Annotated in this window: 13 protein-coding genes and 1 pseudogene; 13 read left to right on the top strand and 1 reads right to left on the bottom strand. The window is 73.5% G+C overall.

Annotated features, from left to right (window positions below; all coding sequences use genetic code 11):
• The first annotated feature begins 16 nt into the window (after positions 1-16).
• The 11 genes from ACWCO8_RS36910 (at position 17) to ACWCO8_RS36860 (ending at position 14,785) form a co-directional block, all read left to right on the top strand.
• The gene (locus ACWCO8_RS36910; protein WP_362006691.1) at positions 17-979 is read left to right on the top strand and encodes a carbohydrate ABC transporter permease; all 963 of its coding nucleotides are present in this window, start codon (positions 17-19) and stop codon (positions 977-979) included.
• Positions 980-981: 2 nt separating this feature from the next.
• Positions 982-1,878 (top strand): carbohydrate ABC transporter permease, encoded by an 897-nt coding sequence (locus ACWCO8_RS36905; RefSeq protein ID WP_451035886.1) that lies wholly within the window; start codon positions 982-984, stop codon positions 1,876-1,878.
• Between the two features lie 9 nt (positions 1,879-1,887).
• Positions 1,888-3,153, top strand: a complete 1,266-nt coding sequence (locus ACWCO8_RS36900) for a 6-phospho-beta-glucosidase (RefSeq protein ID WP_451035885.1) — start codon at positions 1,888-1,890, stop codon at positions 3,151-3,153.
• Positions 3,150-4,121 (top strand): N-acetylglucosamine kinase, encoded by a 972-nt coding sequence (locus tag ACWCO8_RS36895; protein ID WP_451035893.1) that lies wholly within the window; start codon positions 3,150-3,152, stop codon positions 4,119-4,121. Before ACWCO8_RS36900 ends, ACWCO8_RS36895 begins: the two co-directional genes overlap by 4 nt.
• Positions 4,122-4,432: 311 nt before the next feature.
• Positions 4,433-5,923: a hypothetical protein gene (locus ACWCO8_RS36890; protein WP_451035884.1), complete on the top strand. Its 1,491-nt coding sequence runs from the start codon at positions 4,433-4,435 to the stop codon at positions 5,921-5,923.
• Positions 5,924-5,934: 11 nt separating this feature from the next.
• Positions 5,935-6,993, top strand: coding sequence for a glutamate ABC transporter substrate-binding protein (locus ACWCO8_RS36885; RefSeq protein ID WP_451035883.1), 1,059 nt, complete (start codon positions 5,935-5,937; stop codon positions 6,991-6,993).
• Between the two features lie 15 nt (positions 6,994-7,008).
• A complete protein-coding gene (locus tag ACWCO8_RS36880) occupies positions 7,009-8,310 on the top strand; it encodes a hypothetical protein (protein WP_451035882.1) in 1,302 nt (433 codons plus the stop codon).
• An 11-nt stretch (positions 8,311-8,321) separates the two neighbouring features.
• Entirely contained in the window at positions 8,322-10,838 is a 2,517-nt protein-coding gene (locus ACWCO8_RS36875) for a tetratricopeptide repeat protein (RefSeq protein ID WP_451035892.1), read from the top strand.
• Positions 10,839-10,840: 2 nt separating this feature from the next.
• Positions 10,841-12,154 (top strand): PP2C family serine/threonine-protein phosphatase, encoded by a 1,314-nt coding sequence (locus tag ACWCO8_RS36870; protein ID WP_451035881.1) that lies wholly within the window; start codon positions 10,841-10,843, stop codon positions 12,152-12,154.
• 55 nt (positions 12,155-12,209) lie between these two features.
• Positions 12,210-13,556: a vWA domain-containing protein gene (locus ACWCO8_RS36865; RefSeq protein WP_451035880.1), complete on the top strand. Its 1,347-nt coding sequence runs from the start codon at positions 12,210-12,212 to the stop codon at positions 13,554-13,556.
• Positions 13,557-13,597: 41 nt separating this feature from the next.
• Entirely contained in the window at positions 13,598-14,785 is a 1,188-nt protein-coding gene (locus ACWCO8_RS36860) for an FHA domain-containing protein (protein WP_451035879.1), read from the top strand.
• 17 nt (positions 14,786-14,802) lie between these two features.
• Here the strand turns inward: ACWCO8_RS36860 and ACWCO8_RS36855 are convergent, their stop codons facing one another.
• Positions 14,803-15,777 (bottom strand): methyltransferase domain-containing protein, encoded by a 975-nt coding sequence (locus tag ACWCO8_RS36855; RefSeq protein WP_451035878.1) that lies wholly within the window; start codon positions 15,775-15,777, stop codon positions 14,803-14,805.
• Between the two features lie 121 nt (positions 15,778-15,898).
• Between ACWCO8_RS36855 and ACWCO8_RS36850 the strand changes: the two genes are divergently transcribed.
• Both ACWCO8_RS36850 and ACWCO8_RS36845 read left to right on the top strand, forming a co-directional pair.
• The gene (locus tag ACWCO8_RS36850) at positions 15,899-16,303 is read left to right on the top strand and encodes a globin (protein ID WP_315893251.1); all 405 of its coding nucleotides are present in this window, start codon (positions 15,899-15,901) and stop codon (positions 16,301-16,303) included.
• A gap of 188 nt (positions 16,304-16,491) precedes the next feature.
• A pseudogene (locus ACWCO8_RS36845) lies at positions 16,492-18,107 on the top strand (FtsX-like permease family protein); the annotation flags it as partial.

Genomic DNA, 18,107 nt, shown 5'->3' with positions numbered 1-18,107 from the left:
CGGGGACCGGTACCTCATGTCCTCCGACACCCTCGACGGGCGTCAGGCGGCGCTGCGGTCGAAGCGCGTGCGCAACGCGCTTCGCACCGCGGCGTTCATGTCGCCCTGGCTGATCGGCTTCAGCGTCTTCTTCGCGTACCCGCTCGTCTCGACCGTCTACTTCTCCCTGATGAAGTACGACGGGCTGAACCCGCCGACCTGGCGGGGCCTGGACAACTGGACGTACGTCTTCTCCGACCTGCCGAAGTTCTGGCCGGCGATGCAGAACACCCTCTGGCTCGCGGTCGTCATGGTCGCCTGCCGGGTGGCGTTCGGTCTCGGCATCGGCCTGCTCATCACCAAGATCAAGCTGGGTGCCGGGGTCTTCCGCACCCTCTTCTACCTGCCGTACCTGGCCCCGCCGGTCGCGGCGACGCTGGCCTTCGTCTTCCTGCTCAACCCGGGCACGGGACCGGTCAACTCGGTCCTGGAGGCCGTCGGCATCCCGGCGCCCTCCTGGTTCAACGACACCGCCTGGGCCAAGCCGGCCCTCACCGTCCTCGCCGTGTGGGGCGTCGGGGACCTGATGGTCATCTTCATGGCCGCGCTGCTCGACGTACCGAAGGAGCAGTACGAGGCGGCGGAGCTGGACGGGGCCTCGGCCTGGCAGCGCTTCCGCTACGTCACCCTGCCGAACATCTCGCCGATCGTCCTCTTCGCGGTCGTCACCGGGATCATCGGCGCGATGCAGTACTACACGCAGCCGATCGTGGCCGCGAAGGTCGCGTCGGGTGTGATGGGCGGCTCCGGTCAGACCTTCGAGCCGGGCTACCCGGACGACTCGACGCTGACGCTGCCGCAGCTGGTCTACAACCTCGGCTTCGGCCGCTTCGACTACGGCGCGGCCAGCGTCGTGGCCCTCGTCCTGTTCGCGCTCTCCATGGCCTTCACCGCGCTGCTCATGCGCCGGCGGGGCGGCCTGATCGGCTCGGGTGACTGACCATGAGCTCCCTTTCCACGCTCGACCGGCCCGTGCGCGAGGCGTCCGCGGGCGCCGCCGAGAAGACGGCCCGCCGCAAGGCGCTCCTGCACTGGATCGCCGTGCACTCCCTGGGGATAGCCGCGGCCCTGTTCTTCGTGCTGCCGTTCGTCTTCGTCCTCCTGACCTCGCTGATGAGCGACCAGCAGGCGCTGACCCGCGACCTCACCCCGAACAGCTGGCACTGGGACAACTACGTCCGGGTCTTCAAGACCCCGGGCTTCCTGGACTGGTGGAAGAATTCCCTGCTGTACGCCGGGCTCGGCACCGCGCTCGTCGTGGTGTCCTCGATCCCGGTGGCGTACGCGCTCGCCAAGTTCCGCTTCCGGGGCCGGCATCTGTCGCTGCTGCTCGTCATCTCGATGATGATGCTGCCGCCGCAGGTGATCATCATTCCGATGTACCTGTTCTGGGCCAAGCAGATGGACCTCTCCGGCACCCTGTGGCCGCTGATCATCCCGATGGCCTTCGGTGACGCCTTCGCGATCTTCCTGCTGCGCCAGTTCCTGCTGACGATCCCCGACGAGTACATCGAGGCCGCGCGCCTCGACGGCTGCGGCGAACTGCGCACCCTCCTCAAGGTCGTGCTCCCGATGGCGAAGCCCGGCATCGCCGCCGTGGCGCTGTTCCAGTTCTTCTACTGCTGGAACGACTACTTCGGACCGCAGATCTACACGTCGGAGAACCCGGCGATGTACACGCTGAGTTACGGCCTGGAGTCCTTCAAGGGCGCGCACCACACCGACTGGAACCTGACCATGGCCGCGACCGTACTGGTCATGGCCCCCGTGATCCTCGTCTTCTTCTTCGCCCAGAAGGCGTTCGTCGAGGGAGTCACACTGACCGGAGTGAAGGGCTAGCTGAACACTATGAAGCTCGCTGTCGTGGGGGGCGGCTCCACCTACACCCCCGAACTGATCGACGGATTCGCGCGGTTGCGCGACACCTTGCCCATCACCGAACTCGTCCTCGTCGACCCGGCCGCCGACCGGCTCGAACTGGTCGGCGGGCTCGCCCGGCGGATCTTCGCCAAGCAGGACCACGCGGGGAAGATCGTCACCACCTCCGACATCGACGCCGGGGTCGCGGGCGCCGACGCCGTCCTGCTCCAGCTGCGGGTCGGCGGGCAGGCCGCCCGGAACCAGGACGAGACCTGGCCGCTGGAGTGCGGCTGCGTCGGCCAGGAGACCACGGGCGCCGGCGGTCTCGCCAAGGCGCTGCGGACCGTGCCGGTGGTCCTGGACATCGCCGAGCGGGTCCGGCGCGCCAACCCGGACGCCTGGATCATCGACTTCACCAACCCCGTCGGCATCGTCACGCGCGCGTTGCTCCAGGCCGGGCACAAGGCCGTGGGGCTGTGCAACGTGGCCATCGGCTTCCAGCGGAAGTTCGCGAAGCTGCTCGACGTGGCGCCGTCCGAGGTCCACCTCGACCACGTCGGGCTCAACCACCTGACCTGGGAGACCGCGGTCCGTCTCGGCGGTCCCGAGGGCGAGAACGTGCTGCCGCGGCTGCTCGCCGCGCACGGCGAGACCATCGCCGACGACCTGCGGCTGCCGCTGTCGGTGGTGGACCGCCTCGGCGTCGTCCCCTCGTACTACCTGCGCTACTTCTACGCGCACGACGAGGTCGTACGGGAGCTGGGCACCAAGCCCTCGCGGGCGGCCGAGGTCGCCGCGATGGAGAAGGAACTCCTGGAGATGTACGGCGACCCGGCGCTCGACGAGAAGCCGGCCCTGCTCGCCAAGCGCGGCGGCGCCTTCTACTCGGAGGCGGCCGTGGACCTCGCGGCCTCGCTCCTTGGCGGCGGAGGCTCGCCGTACCAGGTGGTGAACACGTACAACAACGGCACGCTGCCGTTCCTCGCGGACGACGCCGTCATCGAGGTGCAGGCGGCGGTCGGGCCGAACGGCCCGGTGCCGCTGCCGGTCGCCCCGCTCGACCCGCTGTTCGCCGGGCTGATCGCGAACGTCACGGCATACGAGGACCTGGCGCTTGAGGCAGCCCTTCGTGGCGGCCGCGATCGGGTGTTCAAGGCGCTGCTCGCGCACCCGCTGGTCGGGCAGCACGCGTACGCCGACGGGCTCACCGACCGGCTGATCGCGCACAACCGGGAGCACCTGGCGTGGGCGTGAACCTCAACGGCGCGCTTCTGGCGATCGACGCGGGCAACAGCAAGACCGACGTGGCGGTCGTGGGCGCGGACGGGAGCGTGCTCGGCTCGGCGCGCGGCGGCGGGTTCCAGCCGCCGGTGGTCGGGGTCGAGGAGGCGGTGGACGCGCTCGCGGAGATCGTCGGCCGCGCCTCGGCCGAGGCGGGCCTGCCCCTGGAGTTCGCGCACGTCTCCGCCTGTCTCGCCAACGCCGATCTCCCCGTGGAGGAGGCGGAGTTGACCGCCGCCCTGGAGGCGAGGGGCTGGAGCCCCTCGGTCCGGGTGTACAACGACACCTTCGCCATCCTGCGCGCCGGGATCGACGAGCCGCGCGGGGTCGCCGTGGTCTGCGGCGCGGGCATCAACTGCGTCGGCATGCTGCCCGACGGGCGCACCGCCCGGTTCCCCGCGATCGGCAAGATCTCCGGCGACTGGGGCGGCGGCAGCGGACTCGCCGAGGAGGCGCTCTGGTTCGCCGCCCGCGCGGAGGACGGCCGGGGCGAGGCGACCGCGCTCGCCCGGACGCTGCCCGCGCACTTCGGGCTTCCCACCATGTACGCGCTGATCGAGGCGCTGCACCTGGGGTCCATCCCCTACGAGCGGCGCCACGAGCTGACGCCCGTGCTGTTCCGTACGAGCGCGGAGGGCGACCCCGTCGCCCGCTCGCTGGTGCACCGGCTGGCCGAGGAGGTCGCCGCGCTGTCGACGGTCGCGCTCGGCAGGCTCGAACTCCTCGACGAGGAGGCGCCGGTGATGCTCGGCGGCAGCGTGCTTGCCGCGCGGCACCCCGAGTTGGACGACCGGATCGCCGAACTCCTTGCCGTCAAGGCGCCGAAGGCCGTGATCGGGGTGGTCACGTCCCCGCCGGTGCTGGGCGCGGCGCTCCTCGCCCTGGACGCGGTGGCGGCCGGGCCGGAGGCCGCGGCGCGGCTACGAGGCCACTACGCCTGAAGTCCCACAGGCGTGGTGACACCGGGGCGCTCCCTTCGCGGGGGGCGCCCCGGTCGTCGTGTGCCCCGGGTGTCATTCACCCCGGCCGTCGTTCACCGAGGTCGTCGTGCGCCCCGGGTGTTCACCCGTTCGAGGAGGCGCGCGAGGGAACCGATCGCGTCCGAAAAGCGTATTCATGGCAGGGGATTCGCCCACGGGGGTGGCGCGCGATGGGGCACGATAGAAACAAGATCCAGTCAATCCTGGTGTGCGGGCAGGGTCCCTGACGCCATACTGCTGGCCGGGAACGTCGGACCGAGGGGGAGGCCACGTTGACACACCCGCCGAATGCGCCTGCCGCCTCGGCAGCGGGTTCCACGCCCGTGCGCCCGGGGACCGGTGTGCCCGCGCAGGCGACTCCGCCCGGCGCGTCGCCCGCCGCCGCCTACGTCGTCTCCACCTCCCCCGGTTCGTCGCCCGCGGCCGCGCCCGGCGGGCGCGGGGCCTGGGGCGAGGTCCGGGTGGTGCTGCGCCGCGCCGCCACGACGGAGCCGGGCAGGCTGCAGATCCTGGGCGCCGTACTGGCCCTGCTGGTCGTCGCGTTCGGGGCCGTCACCGCCTACGAGGTGTCGGACCGGGCCGGTTCGGCCGACGACGTGGTGAGCCGCAGCCAGCCGCTGAGCGCCGACGCCGCCGCGATCTACCGCTCGCTCGCCGACGCCGACACGGCCGCCGCCAGCGGCTTCCTCTCCAAGGAGCGGGACCCCGCCGACCTCCAGAAGCGGTACAGGGACGACATCGGCACCGCGTCCCGCCTCCTGGTGAAGGCCGCGGCGAGCACCGAGGGCTCGGCGCAGTCGGCCCGCGAGATCACCGTCCTGAACGAACGACTGCCGCAGTACACCGGCCTGATCGAGCGGGCCCGCGCCGCCAACCGGCAGGGCCTGCCGCTCGGCGGCGCCTATCTGCGGTACGCGAACCAGCTGATGACCACGCAGCTCCTGCCGGCCGCCGAGCGGCTCTACGAGGCGGAGACCGCGCGCCTCGCCCAGGACGACGAGGACGCCCGCGACTGGCCGTTCCTCTCGCTCGCCCTCGGCATCGCCGTCCTCGCCGTCCTGGTCTGGGCCCAGCGCCGCACGTACGCGCGGACGAACCGGGTCTTCAACCAGGGTCTCCTCGCCGCGACGGCCGCCTCCGTCGTCGTACTGCTCTGGCTGGCGGCGGCGCACACCGTCGCCCGCGCCGGCCTCGACGACGCCCGCGTGCACGGGCAGAGCTCGCTCCAGGTCCTCAACACCGCCCGGATCAGCTCCCTGAAGGCCCGGGCCAACGAGAACCTGACGCTCGTCGCGCGGGGCGCCGTCCTCACCGACGACGGCAAGAACGACAAGTACGAGACCGACTACGCCGCGAGCATGAGGACCCTGACGGACTCGCTCGCCGAGGCCCGCGAGCTCGCCGACGACGACGCCGGGCGCGACCCGCTGGCCGCCGCCGCCGAGCGTACGGCCGAGTGGCAGACGCGTCACAAGAGCGCCCGGGAGAAGGACGACTCGGGCGACTACGAAGGCGCGCGCGTCAGCGTCGTCGGCCCCGACGACTCCGGTGCCGGCCCCGACGAGTCCACCGGGCAAACCTTCGACCAGGTCGACGCGGCGCTGAAGAAGGCCCTCGACCACGAGCAGCGCGAGTTCACCCAGGCCGCCGAGGGCGGCAGGGGCGCGCTCACCGCCCTCCCGCTCGGTGCGGCGGCGCTCGGCGCCCTGGGCGCCGCGGGCGCGATCATGGGCATCAACCGCAGGCTGTCGGAGTACCGGTGAGAGGGGGCGGGATGCGGAAGAGCGTCGACGGCGCGAGGCACGGCATGGCCGCGCTCCTGAGCGGCCGGCGCCCCCTGGCGCGCCCGCGCGGCTGGGGCGGGGTGGCCGCGATGGCCGTGGCCTGCGGCCTCACGGCCTCGCTGACCGTGCTGCCGCTGGCGCACGGCGGAAGCGACTCCGCGGCGGCGCCCCAGGTGACCGGCCCCGGCGTCGGCACGGGCGTCCAGGTCAAGGCGGACACCTGCCAGAACCCGGAGGCCTCGCTCACCCCGGACACCCAGGACGGCCCGGCCGTCCAGGCGATCAAGGCGCGCGGCAAGCTCGTCGTCGGCGTCGACCAGAACAGCTACAACTGGGGGTACTTCAACCCCGAGAGCAGGCAGCTGGAAGGGTTCGACATCACGCTGGCCAAGGCGATCGCCAAGGATCTCCTGGGCAGCGAGGACGCGATCATCTACCGCACGATCCCCACCAACCAGCGGGTCGCCGCCCTGGATTCGGGCAAGGTCGACCTCGTCGTCCGCACGATGACGATCAACTGCAAGCGGATCCAGCAGGTCGCCTTCTCCACCGCCTACTTCCAGGCCGGCCAGCAGGTCCTGGCCGCCAAGGACGACTCCACGATCACCGGGTACGACTCCTCCCTCGCCGGGAAGCGGGTCTGCACGGCGGAGGGCTCCACCGCATACGAGGCCCTGGAGAAGAACTCCTTCGGCGCCACCTTCAAGGACGAGGGCGACGGCACCAAGGCGGACAAGGACCTGTACACCGTCCCGAACCAGCTGGACTGCCTCGCCCGGCTCCAGATGGGCGAGGTCGACGCCGTCGTCACGGACAACGCGCTGGCGGCGGGACAGGCCGCCCAGGACCCGGCCGTGGAGCTGAAGGGCGAGCCGTTCACCACCGAGTACTACGGAGTCGCCACCAAGCTGGGCAACGACGACCTGGTCCGCCGGGTCAACCACGTCCTCGTCGAGTACCGCAAGAGCGCGTGGCGGGCCGCGTACGACGACTGGCTGAAGGCGGACCTGCCCGGGATACCCGGGCCGCCCGCACCCCTGTACAAGTAGAGCGAGAGGTGATCGATGGGCGTCGCGGGCACCCCCGGCCCTGTGATGGACCGGGACGAGGTGGACCGTGCGCTGGCGCGGCTCGGCGCGGAGCACAAGGCGATCGAGGACTCGCTGCTGGCGCTCCAGGACCACGCGGGCCGCAGGCTGCTCGAAGGCGCCGAGCTGACCGGGACCACCCGGGACCGCTGGCAGACCACCGAGCGCACGATCACCCTGCTCTGGACGTACTTCGAGGCGTACACCGGCGCCCTGTACGGCGCCCGTGAGCTGCGGGCGCGCCGGCGCTGGGCCAGCCGCGAGGACCTCGTGGAGCTGACCGACCGGCTGCGCGGCGAGAGCGTGCTCGTCGCGGGCGGCGCCCAGGCGCCGGCCGCGCCGACGCTGACCGGTCCCGCCCGGCTCTCCGAGCGGTTCAGCCTGGAGCGGCTCGTCGCCCGGATGAACGAGCTGTACGCGTCCTCGCTCGACATGGTCGTGACGGCCGACGCGGTCTGGTCCGCGCTGCCCGCGCGGATAGACCTCCTCGCGGCCGAGCTCGGCCGGACGCGCTCGCTCGCGCACTCCGTCGGGGTGCGGCCGGGAGAGCATCCGGCCGGCGACGAGCTGGAGTCGATCACGGCCGAGCTGACCACACTGCGGTCCCAGGTCGTCACCGACCCGCTGGCCTTCTGGCGGCCCGCCGTCGGCAGTTCGGCGCCGGGCGGCGGTCGTCCCGACACCGAGCGGTACGACCGGGCCGCGCGCGCCCTGGAGGACATCCGGCGGGAGATCGAGGCGGTCCTCGCCGTCCGGCAGGACTCCGAGGAGCGGCTGCTGCGGCTCCGGGACGTCCTCTCGCGTGCCGACCGGACGCTCGCCGAGGCACGGGTGGCGCGCGGCGAGGTCCTCGCCAAGATCGCCGCCTCCGAGGTGCCGGCCGTCAGCGGCCCGCCGACGGTCCTCCACGAGCGTCTGGCGACGGCCGCCGAGTACCGCAGGCACGCCCAGTGGCACCGGCTCTCGCCGCTCCTGGAGTCCCTGGAGGTGGAGGCCGAGGACGAACTGCAGCGCGCCCGCGCGTCCTTGACCGCCGTCACCGCGCCGCTCGCCGTCCGCGCCGAGCTGCGCGGCCGGCTCGACGCGTACAAGGCGAAGGTGGCCCGGCTCGGCGCGGCGGAGGATCCGCTCCTGATCGAGCGGTACGACGTGGCGCGCCGGATGCTGTGGAGCGCGCCCTGCGACCTGCGGGTCGCCGAGCAGGCGGTGTTGCGGTACCAGCATGCGGCGGCCGAGGTGCTGTCCGGCCCGAGAGACGTGAGGGGGAACCAGTGGTGAGCGGGGAGTCCGTGGTGAGCAGCTGTCAGCGTCCCTCCTGTGAGGGTTCGTACGAGGACATGGGTGGCGGCGAGCTGTACTGCGACACCTGTGGGCTCGCCCCCGTCGTCTCGTCCGGGGGCATGCTCCAGTCCAATCCGACCGGCATGGCCGTCTCCGGCAAGGAGTCCGGTGCGTCGCGGTCGAGTTCGCGGGCCTCGGGCCGGGCCTCCTCGCGCTCCTCCCGCTCCTCGACCTCGCGCCGCTCGGTCTCCGGCCGGCTCTCGCGCTCGCTGTCGGGCGGGTCCACCGGCCGTTCGGTGTCGGTGCGCAGCTCCGGCTCGTCGACGGCGCAGTCCGGCCGGAACCGGCTGGGCGCGGGCCTGGTGACGATCCCGGAGGTGCCGCGCCCCGACCCGCGCGCCGCGGTGATGGAGAACCCCGAGGTTCCCGAGCGGAAGCGATTCTGCTCGCGCTCCGACTGCGGTGCCCCGGTGGGCCGTTCGCGGGGCGAGCGGGCGGGCCGCACGGAGGGCTTCTGCACCAAGTGCGGCCACCCGTACTCCTTCGTGCCGAAGCTGGCCGGCGGGGACGTCGTGCACGGGCAGTACGAAGTCGTGGGCTGCCTCGCCCACGGCGGTCTCGGCTGGGTCTATCTGGCGGTCGACCGGGCGGTCTCCGACCGCTGGGTGGTCCTCAAGGGCCTGCTCGACACCGGCGACCAGGACGCGATGGCCGCGGCGATCTCCGAGCGGCGCTTCCTCGCCGAGATCGAGCACTCCAACATCGTCCGGATCTACAACTTCGTCGAGCACCTCGACCCGCGGACCGGCTCCCTCGACGGCTACATCGTCATGGAGTACGTCGGTGGCAAGTCGCTCAAGGAGATCGCCAACGACCGCCGGTCGCCGGACGGCCGGCGCGACCCGCTGCCTGTGGAGCAGGCCTGCGCGTACGGGATCGAGGCCCTGGAGGCGCTCGGCCACCTGCACAGCCGGAACCTGCTGTACTGCGACTTCAAGGTCGACAACGCGATCCAGACCGAGGACCAGCTCAAGCTGATCGACATGGGCGCGGTCCGGCGGATGGACGACGACGAGTCCGCGATCTACGGCACGGTCGGCTACCAGGCGCCGGAGGTGGCCGAGGTCGGTCCGTCGGTGGCGAGCGACCTGTACACGGTGGCGCGCACGCTCGCCGTGCTGGCCTTCGACTTCCAGGGCTACACCAACGTCTTCGTCGACTCGCTGCCCGACCCCGAGAACGTCCAGGTCCTGCGGACGTACGAGTCGTTCTACCGCTTCCTGGTCCGGGCGACGGACCCCGACCCGGCGCGCCGTTTCGCCTCCGCGCAGGAGATGGCGGAGCAGCTGACGGGCGTCCTGCGCGAGGTCGTCGCCCTCCAGACCGGCCGTCCGCGCCCGGCGCTCTCGACGCTGTTCGGGACGGAACTGCGGGTCACGGACACGGAGTTGTTCACCGAGCTGACGGGGGACGTCTCGGCCCTCGGCGCCCGGACGGGCGGCGGCGCGCGCGGCGGCCGCAAGGCCCTGCCGGCCGCGTCGGTTCCGGTTCCGGTTCAAGGTGGCGCGCTCGCCCCCGGAGCCGTACCGGTCGGGCCCTTCCTCGCGCCGCTCGACGGGCGGGCCGCGGCGCTCGCGCTGCCCGTGCCTCGCGTGGACCCGACCGACCCCAACGCCGGTTTCCTGGCCGGCCTGCTGGCCTCCGCGCCCGCCGAGCTGATCGGCGCCCTGCAGACCGCGCCCGCGCCCTCCCTGGAGTTGCGGCTGCGCGAGCTGCGGGCCCGCCTGGAGATGGACGACCCGGGCGCCGCCGGGCGCGCCCTGACCACGCTGGAGGAGCGGCACCCGGACGACTGGCGGGTCGTCTGGTACCGGGGCATCACCTCGCTGGTGACCGGCGACCACGAGAACGCGGCGCTGTCGTTCGACGCGATCTACGACGCCTTCCCCGGCGAGCCCGCGCCCAAGCTGGCCCTCGGCATCTGCGCCGAGGTGCTCGGCCAGTTGGACAACGCGGCCGAGTACTACCACCTGGTGTGGGCGACCGACCCGAACCATGTCAGCGCGGCCTTCGGGCTCGCCCGGGTCCGGCTCGCGGCCGGCGACCGTACCGGAGCCGTACGGACCCTGGAGTCCGTACCGGAGGCGTCGATCCACTACACGGCGGCCCGGGTCGCGGCGGTGCGCGCGCGGCTGCGCCGGCGGGCGGCGCAGGAGCCGCTCGGCGCGGACCTGACCGCTGCCGCCGCGCAGGTCTCCGCGCTCCAGGACTTCGGTCTGGACGCGGTGCGTCAGGAGCGGCTGTCGACGGAGGTCCTCGGTTCGGCGCTCGACTGGGTACTCTCCGGTAGTCCCGGCGCGGCTCCGGACGGCGCGCGGCTGCTCGGCAGCGAACTGGACGAGCGCGGGCTGCGCTTCGGCCTCGAACGCTCGTACCGGGTGCTCGCCCGGCTCGCCCAGCGGGGCGAGGAGAGGATCGAACTGGTGGAGCGGGCCAACCGTTTCCGCCCCCGGACGTGGGTGTGAGTATGTCCCAGTTGCCCCAGCACGACCTGTCCGCCTGCCCGGGCTGCGGAGAGCCGCCGGCCTCGGCCGACCGGTTCTGCGGGGCGTGCGGCTACGACCTGACGGCCGTACCGGAGGCGGCCGCGGGCTCGGACCGTCCGACGGTCGCCATCGGTACGCCCGTGGCCTGGCCCGAGCCCCCGGCGCGCGACCCGAACTCCCTCTCCACGGCGACCCAGCACCCGGGCGACCTCCCGGGCACCGACTCGGGCGGCCGCGACCTGCCGACGATGGCGGTCCGCACGGACACCCCGAAGGCGGCCCCGGAGGAGGGCGACTTCACGCTGGCCGCGCCCGACCCGCGGGCCGCCGCCGCGCAGAGCGCCACCCCGCCCGCCGGGACGCCCGCCGGGGCCAAGCTGTGCGTGGCCTGCCGGTCCGGGGCCGTGGACCCGGACGGGTACTGCGAGAACTGCGGGCACGCCCAGCCGCGCGAGCGCGACCACATGGAGGAGGAGCTCTCCTCGGTCGCGGCCGTCAGCGACCGGGGCCTGCGCCACCACCGCAACGAGGACGCGTTCGCGGTCTCGGCCACCGCACTGCCCGACGGCTCCCCCGCCTCCCTGGCGATCGTCTGCGACGGCGTCTCCTCGGCGACCCGCCCCGACGAGGCCTCGGCCGCCGCAGCCCGCGCGGCCGGCCAGGCGCTGCTCACCGCCCTGCCGCGCGGCACGCACCCGCAGCAGGCCATGCACGAGGCGATCGTCGCCGCCGCGGAGGCGGTCAACTCGCTGGCCGAGGAGCCCGGCCAGGACGGCCAGGACCACGACCCGCACCGCCACCAGAACGCTCCGGCCTGCACGATCGTCGGCGCGATCGTCGCCGACGGACTGCTGATCGTCGGCTGGGTCGGCGACAGCCGGGCGTACTGGGTGCCGGACGACCGCACCTCGCCGCCCGCGCGGCTGACCCAGGACGACTCGTGGGCCGCCCAGATGGTCGCGGCGGGCCTGATGAACGAGGCGGAGGCGTACGCCGACGAGCGCGCCCACGCCATCACCGGCTGGCTCGGCGCCGACGCGTACGAACTGGAGCCGCACACCGCCGCGTTCAAGCCGGACCGGCCGGGCGTGGTCGTGGTCTGCACCGACGGGCTCTGGAACTACGCCGAGGCCGCCGACGAGATGGCCCGGGTGGTGCCCGCGGACGCCGCCGGGCGACCGCTGCACGGCGCCCAGGTCCTGGTCGGCCACGCCCTGGACGGCGGTGGCCACGACAACGTAACAGTGGCGCTGCTGCCGTTCACCCTCTCTCCACAAGGGGCAGGATCGGCCTGAGCGGTCGCCGGCCTTCTGTCCCCCTTCACACTTGTTTGTCGAGGAGCCTCAACCCATGGCGAACTTCTCCAAGTCGCACGCGCCCCAGTTCTCGGTGGACGTGTACCAGAACGAGTTCCTGCCCGAGGGCGGGCGGGACGTCAGCGCCATCGTCACGGTGTCCTCGACCGGCGGCGGGACCAGCCGCGGCGCGGGCCTCGGCGGTAACGGCGCGGGCGGCGGCAGCGGCGCGGACGCGGCCGTCGTGATCATGATCGACTGCTCCGGTTCGATGCAGTACCCGCCGACCAAGATGCGCGGCGCCCGGGACGCGACCGCCGCCGCCATCGACGCCCTGCGCGACGGCACCCTGTTCGCCGTCGTCGCCGGCACGCACGTCGCGAACGAGGTCTACCCCGGCAACGGCGGGCTCGCCGTCGCCTCGCCCGCCACCCGCGGCCAGGCGAAGGACGCCCTGCGCCGGCTCAGCGCAGGCGGCGGTACGGCGATCGGCACCTGGCTGAGCCTCGCCGACCGGCTGCTCGGCTCGGCCGACGTGTCGATCCGGCACGGCATCCTGCTCACCGACGGCCGCAACGAGCACGAGGCGCCCGAGGACCTGCGCGCCGCGCTCGAAGCCTGCTCGGGCCGCTTCACCTGTGACGCGCGCGGTGTCGGTACGGACTGGGAGGTCAAGGAGGTCACCGGGATCGCCTCGGCGCTCCTCGGCACGGCCGACATCGTGGCCGATCCGCAGGGCCTCGCCACGGACTTCACGGTGATGGTGGAGAACGCCATGGGCAAGGAGGTCGCGGAGGTCGCGCTCCGGCTGTGGACCCCGGTCGGCGTGGAGATCGTCTTCGTCAAGCAGGTCGCCCCGACGGTCGCGGAGTTGACCGGGCGCCGCACGGAGGCCGGGCCGCGCGCCGGGGACTACCCCACGGGCTCGTGGGGCGACGAGTCCCGCGACTACCACGTCTGCGTGCGGGTCCCGCAGGCCGGGATCGGGCAGGAGATGCTCGCCGCCCGGGTCTCGTTGATCGTCCCCGACCGGCTCGGCGGCACCCCGACGACGCTCGGCCAGGGCCTCGTACGGGCCGTGTGGACGGACGACATGGCGATGTCCACGTCGATCAATCCGCAGGTCGCGCACTACACGGGCCAGGCCGAGTTGGCGCAGGTCATCCAGCAGGGGCTGGACGCCCGCAAGTCCGGGGACCACGACGGGGCGACGGCCAAGCTGGGGCGCGCGGTGCAGTTGGCGGCCGCTTCCGGCAACGAGGACACTGCGAAACTGCTTTCGAAGGTGGTCGACGTCGTCGACGCGGCGACGGGTACTGTGCGTTTGAAGGCGAAGGTCGCGGAAGCGGACGAGATGACTCTCGAGACCCGCTCCACCAAGACGGTTCGCGTCAAGAAGTAGCCCGGCCAGGGGGCCGGACGACGAGAGGGGGAAGCACCGACATGCCGACCTGCCCGAACGGACACCAGTCGGTCTCCGACGACTGGTGCGAGGTCTGCGGACACCGCATGACCGGGGCGGGTGCGCCGGCGGGTGCCGTACCGCCGCCTCCCCCGCCGCCGCCCGCCTACGGCTACCCGGGGCCCGGCGGCCCCGGCGCTCCCGGTGCTCCCGGTCAGGGGCCCGGTCCCGGGGGTTACGACCCGAACGCGACCGCCCAGGCCGAGCTCTGCCCGCAGTGCCGCACCCCGCGCGAGGCCATGGCCCCGTTCTGCGAGGAGTGCCGCTGGAACTTCCTGACCAACACCGCGACCTCGTACACGCCGGTGGCACCGCCCACGCCGCAGCAGAGCCCGCCGCCCGGGCTCAACCTGCCGCCCGGCTTCCAGACCCCGCCCCGGCCCGTGCAACCGCAGCCCCAACCGCCGCAGCCGCAGCCGGATCCGTACGAGTACCAGGGCTCGCGGCCCTCGCAGATGAACCGGCCGGCCGAGCCGCTCTCCGCCGACCCCACGCCGCCGCCGCAGATGCAGCCGCCGCAGGGGTTCCAGCAGGGACCGCCGCCGCCTCCGCCGTCCTTCTTCCAGGCGCCGCCGCAGGCCCCCGCGCCGCCCGCGCCCCCGCAGCACCAGGGACCGCCGCAGCACCAGGCACCCCCGCCGGGCGGCGACGACTGGGTGCTGCCCCCGCCCTCGCAGCACCAGGCTCCCCCGCAGGCGCCGCAGCCCCCGCAGGGCCACGCCCCGCAGGCCCCGCAGCCGCAGTACCAGCCGCCGCGGCCCGCCGGGGGCTGGTCGGCGTACATCGGCCCCGACCGCGACTACTTCCTGGCGATGATGCAGCGCAGCGGTCCGGAGGCATCGGGCCTGAACCTGCCCGCGTACTCCCCCGCGCAGCACCTGCCGCTCCAGGGCAACCAGATCAGCATCGGCCGCCGCCGTCACTCCACGGGCGAGTCCCCGGACATCGACCTGTCGGTGCCGCCGGAGGACCCGGGTGTCTCGCACCAGCACGCCGTGCTCGTGCAGCAGCCGGACGGATCGTGGGCCGTGGTGGACCAGAACTCCACCAACGGCACGACGATCAACGGAGCCGAGGAACCGATTCAGCCCTACGTGCCGGTCCAGCTCCAGGACGGCGACCGGGTGCACGTCGGCGCCTGGACGACGATCACGATCCGACGCGGATAGCGGAGCGCGCGTCCCGATCAGCCGGCCGGAAGGGGCCAGGCGTACGGCCCCTCCGGGTCGTCCAGCCAGGCCCACTGCCGGCCGCCGCTCACCGTCACCCCGAAGCGCTCCCGCTCCGGCCGCCCCTCGCGCTGCCAGAGCGAGAGCGCTTCGCGCACGTCGAGGGTCTCCTCGGTCAGCGTGCGCAGGAACTGGAAGCGGTCGTCCTCGAAGACGTGCCGGGGCAGCCCCATCGGCCGCCCGCGCGGGAAGCGGGCGTTGCCGCCGCGCAGGGCGACGAAGTACGCGGACGTGGCGAGGAAGCGCCCCTCGGCGTGGGCCTCGTCGCCGACCCGGAGCAGGAGCAGCCCCGTGGAGAGCGGGGTCAGGACGAGCGCGTCGGGGCGGCACTGCGCGAGCCAGGCGTACGGGACCGAGGGCACGGTGCAGGTCGCGACGATCCGGTCGAAGGGGGCACGGCCCGGGCAGCCCCGGGCGCCGTCGCCGGTGAGCACGGCGGGCCGGTGCCCGGCGGCGGCGAGATGGACGCGGGCGGACTCGGTGATCTCCTCGTCGATGTCGACGGTGGTGACGTGCTCGCCGCCGAGCCGGTGGCTGAGCAGGGCGGCGTTGTAGCCGGTGCCGGCGCCGATCTCTAGGACGTCGTCCCCGTCGCGTACGTCGAGCGCCTCCAGCATCTGGGCCATGAGGGAGGGCTGGCTGGAGGAGGTGACCAGCTCCCCGTCCCGTACCCGGGTCGCCAGCGGCACGTCCCGGTAGGCCCCGCGCAGCCAGCGGGTGCGGCGGGCCGGGTCGGGGTCGCCGGACCAGAGGCGTTCGTAGCCGGCGGACCCGGAGACGTAGTAGTAGGGGACGAACAGGTGCCGGGGCACGTCGGAGAAGGCCGCGTGCCAGGCGGGGTCGTGGAGCACGCCGTACGCCTCGATCTCCCGCACGAGCGCCCGTCGCGCCCGAGCGCCCGCATCGGCGTAGTCGTCCCGCTGAGCGCCCATGCCTCCACTCTCCTGCGTGCGGGGTGGCAGGGCGAGCGCTCCCGGCGGTGCTCCTGAACCCTCGGGGTCCGGGGGTCCTAGACCTCCGGTCCTCGGCCCGGGCATCTGAGACGATGGAACGGTGAACGAGATTCCGCGCGGCACGCTTCAGGAGCAGACCTTCTACGAGCAGGTGGGTGGCGAGGAGACCTTCCGACGTCTCGTCCGCCGCTTCTACCAGGGGGTCGCGGAGGACCCCCTGCTGCGCCCGATGTACCCGGAAGAGGACCTCGGACCCGCGGAGGAGCGTCTCGTGCTCTTCCTGATCCAGTACTGGGGCGGCCCCCGCACGTACAGCGACAACCGCGGCCACCCCCGGCTGCGGATGCGGCACGCGCCGTTCCAGGTCGACCGGGCCGCGCACGACGCGTGGCTGAAGCACATGCGCGCGGCGGTGGACGAGCTCGGCCTCGCCCCCGAGCACGAGAGCCAGCTGTGGAAGTACCTGACGTACGCGGCGGCCTCCATGGTGAACACCGCGGAGTGACGGCGCCGACGGACGGATCCGGCGCGGAAGGGCCCGGCACGCGGCCCGACGGCGCGGACTGACAGATTCCGGAGTTTGAACGCCGGATAACGGTCACGATCCAGTCAAGGTCCGCCTGCAAGCGGTTTCCAGCGGCACGTGCCCTCTGAAAACATCGGACGAACGTTCGGCGGGGTTCAGGGGGATGCGTGACCGGTTTTGTACTGCTGCGTGTCAGAGCCCACCGGTTGCTGCTCGCCGCCGCGCTCCTCGCGGTCCTCCTGACCACGTCCGTCCTCGCCTCGCTCGCCGCCTTCTCCGGCTCCATCGGCAACGCCGCCCTGCAGGGCACCCTCCAGGGCCGGGCCGCGCCCGGCGCCGCGCTCGTCGTCACCGGGCAGGTGCCGGTGGACAAGCGGGAGAGCGCCGACGCCGCCGTGCGCGCGTCGGCCGGCCGGACCTTCGACGGGCTGCCGGTGGGCGTACGGAAGCTGGAGCGCTCGGGCCCGTACGCACTCCCCCGCACCCTCCAGAGCCCGGCCGCGCGCCAGGGCGAACCGGACCTCACCCATGTCGCGGCCCTCGACCGCTCGCGGCTCGCGCTCGTCAAGGGCGCCTGGCCCGGGACCGGCGCGAACGGGTCCACCATCGACGTCGCCGTCCCCGAAGAGGCGGCGAAGCGGCTGCGGATCGGGCCCGGTACCGTCCTCGACCTCACCGACCGGCTCGGCGGGAAGCCCGTGCGGGCCCGGGTCACCGGGCTCTACCGGCCCGTCGACCAGAGCGACCTCTACTGGCAGCTGGACCCGGCGGGCGGCCGCGGGGTGAAGACCGTCGTCTTCACGACGTACGGCCCGCTGCTCGCCGACCCCGCCGTGCTCGCCGCCGGGCGGGTCAGCTCGGGCGAGACGTCCTGGATGGCGTCCGCCGACTACACCGGCGTCACCACCGAGCGCATCGCCGCCCTGAGCGCCGCCGCCTCGGCCGAGCCGAAGGCGCTCGCCACCGCCACCGCTCCGTTCGGCACGACCGTCACCGCGCGCACCTCGCTGCCCACGGTCCTGGCGCAGACCGAGCGGGCGCTGCTCGTCTCCCGGTCCACGCTGATGATCGTCGCGGTGCAGCTGGTGCTGCTCGCCGCGTACGCCCTGCTGCTCGTCGCCCGGCTGCTCAGCACCGAGCGGTCCGGCGAGACCGCGCTGCTGCGGGCCCGGGGCGGTTCGCGGCGCCGGATCGCCGGGCTCGCCGCCGTGGAGGCGCTGCTGCTCGCGCTGCCCGCCGCCGTGATCGCCCCGCTGCTCGCGGGGCCGCTGACCCGGCTGCTCGCGGACCGCTCCGCGCTCGGCGCGCTCGGGGTCCGGCTCGACGACATCCCGCTCGGTCAGGTGTGGCTGGTCGCGGCGCTCGTCGCCGTGTGCTGCGCGGCCGCCGTCGTGGCGCCCGCGCTGAGCACCGGGGACGGCGCGGGCGTCAGCCTGCGCAAGAAGCGGGCCGCGTCCCTGCCGGCGCCGGTGCGGGCCGGGGCCGATGTCGGCCTGCTGGTCGTCGCGGCCGTCGCGTACTGGCAGCTCGACCGGCAGACCGGCGGCGCCGAGGGCGTGGACTCCGTCGACGGGGGTTCCGGGGCGCTCACCGGTGACCGCGCGGGCGCCCTCGGCATCGATCCGCTGCTGGTCGCCGCCCCGGCGCTCGCGCTGCTCGCCGGTACCGTCCTGACCCTGCGGCTGCTGCCGCCCACGGCCCGGCTCGCCGAGCGGCGCGCCGCGAGCGGCGCCCGGGGGGGGCGGGCGCGCGGGCGGGGTGGGCGTGTATCCGTGGGCCGGGG

The sequence above is a fragment of the Streptomyces sp. NPDC001927 genome (genome assembly GCF_053594455.1).
Note: the sequence above shows the minus strand (reverse complement) of the source record. Positions and strands in the feature narration are given on the sequence as shown.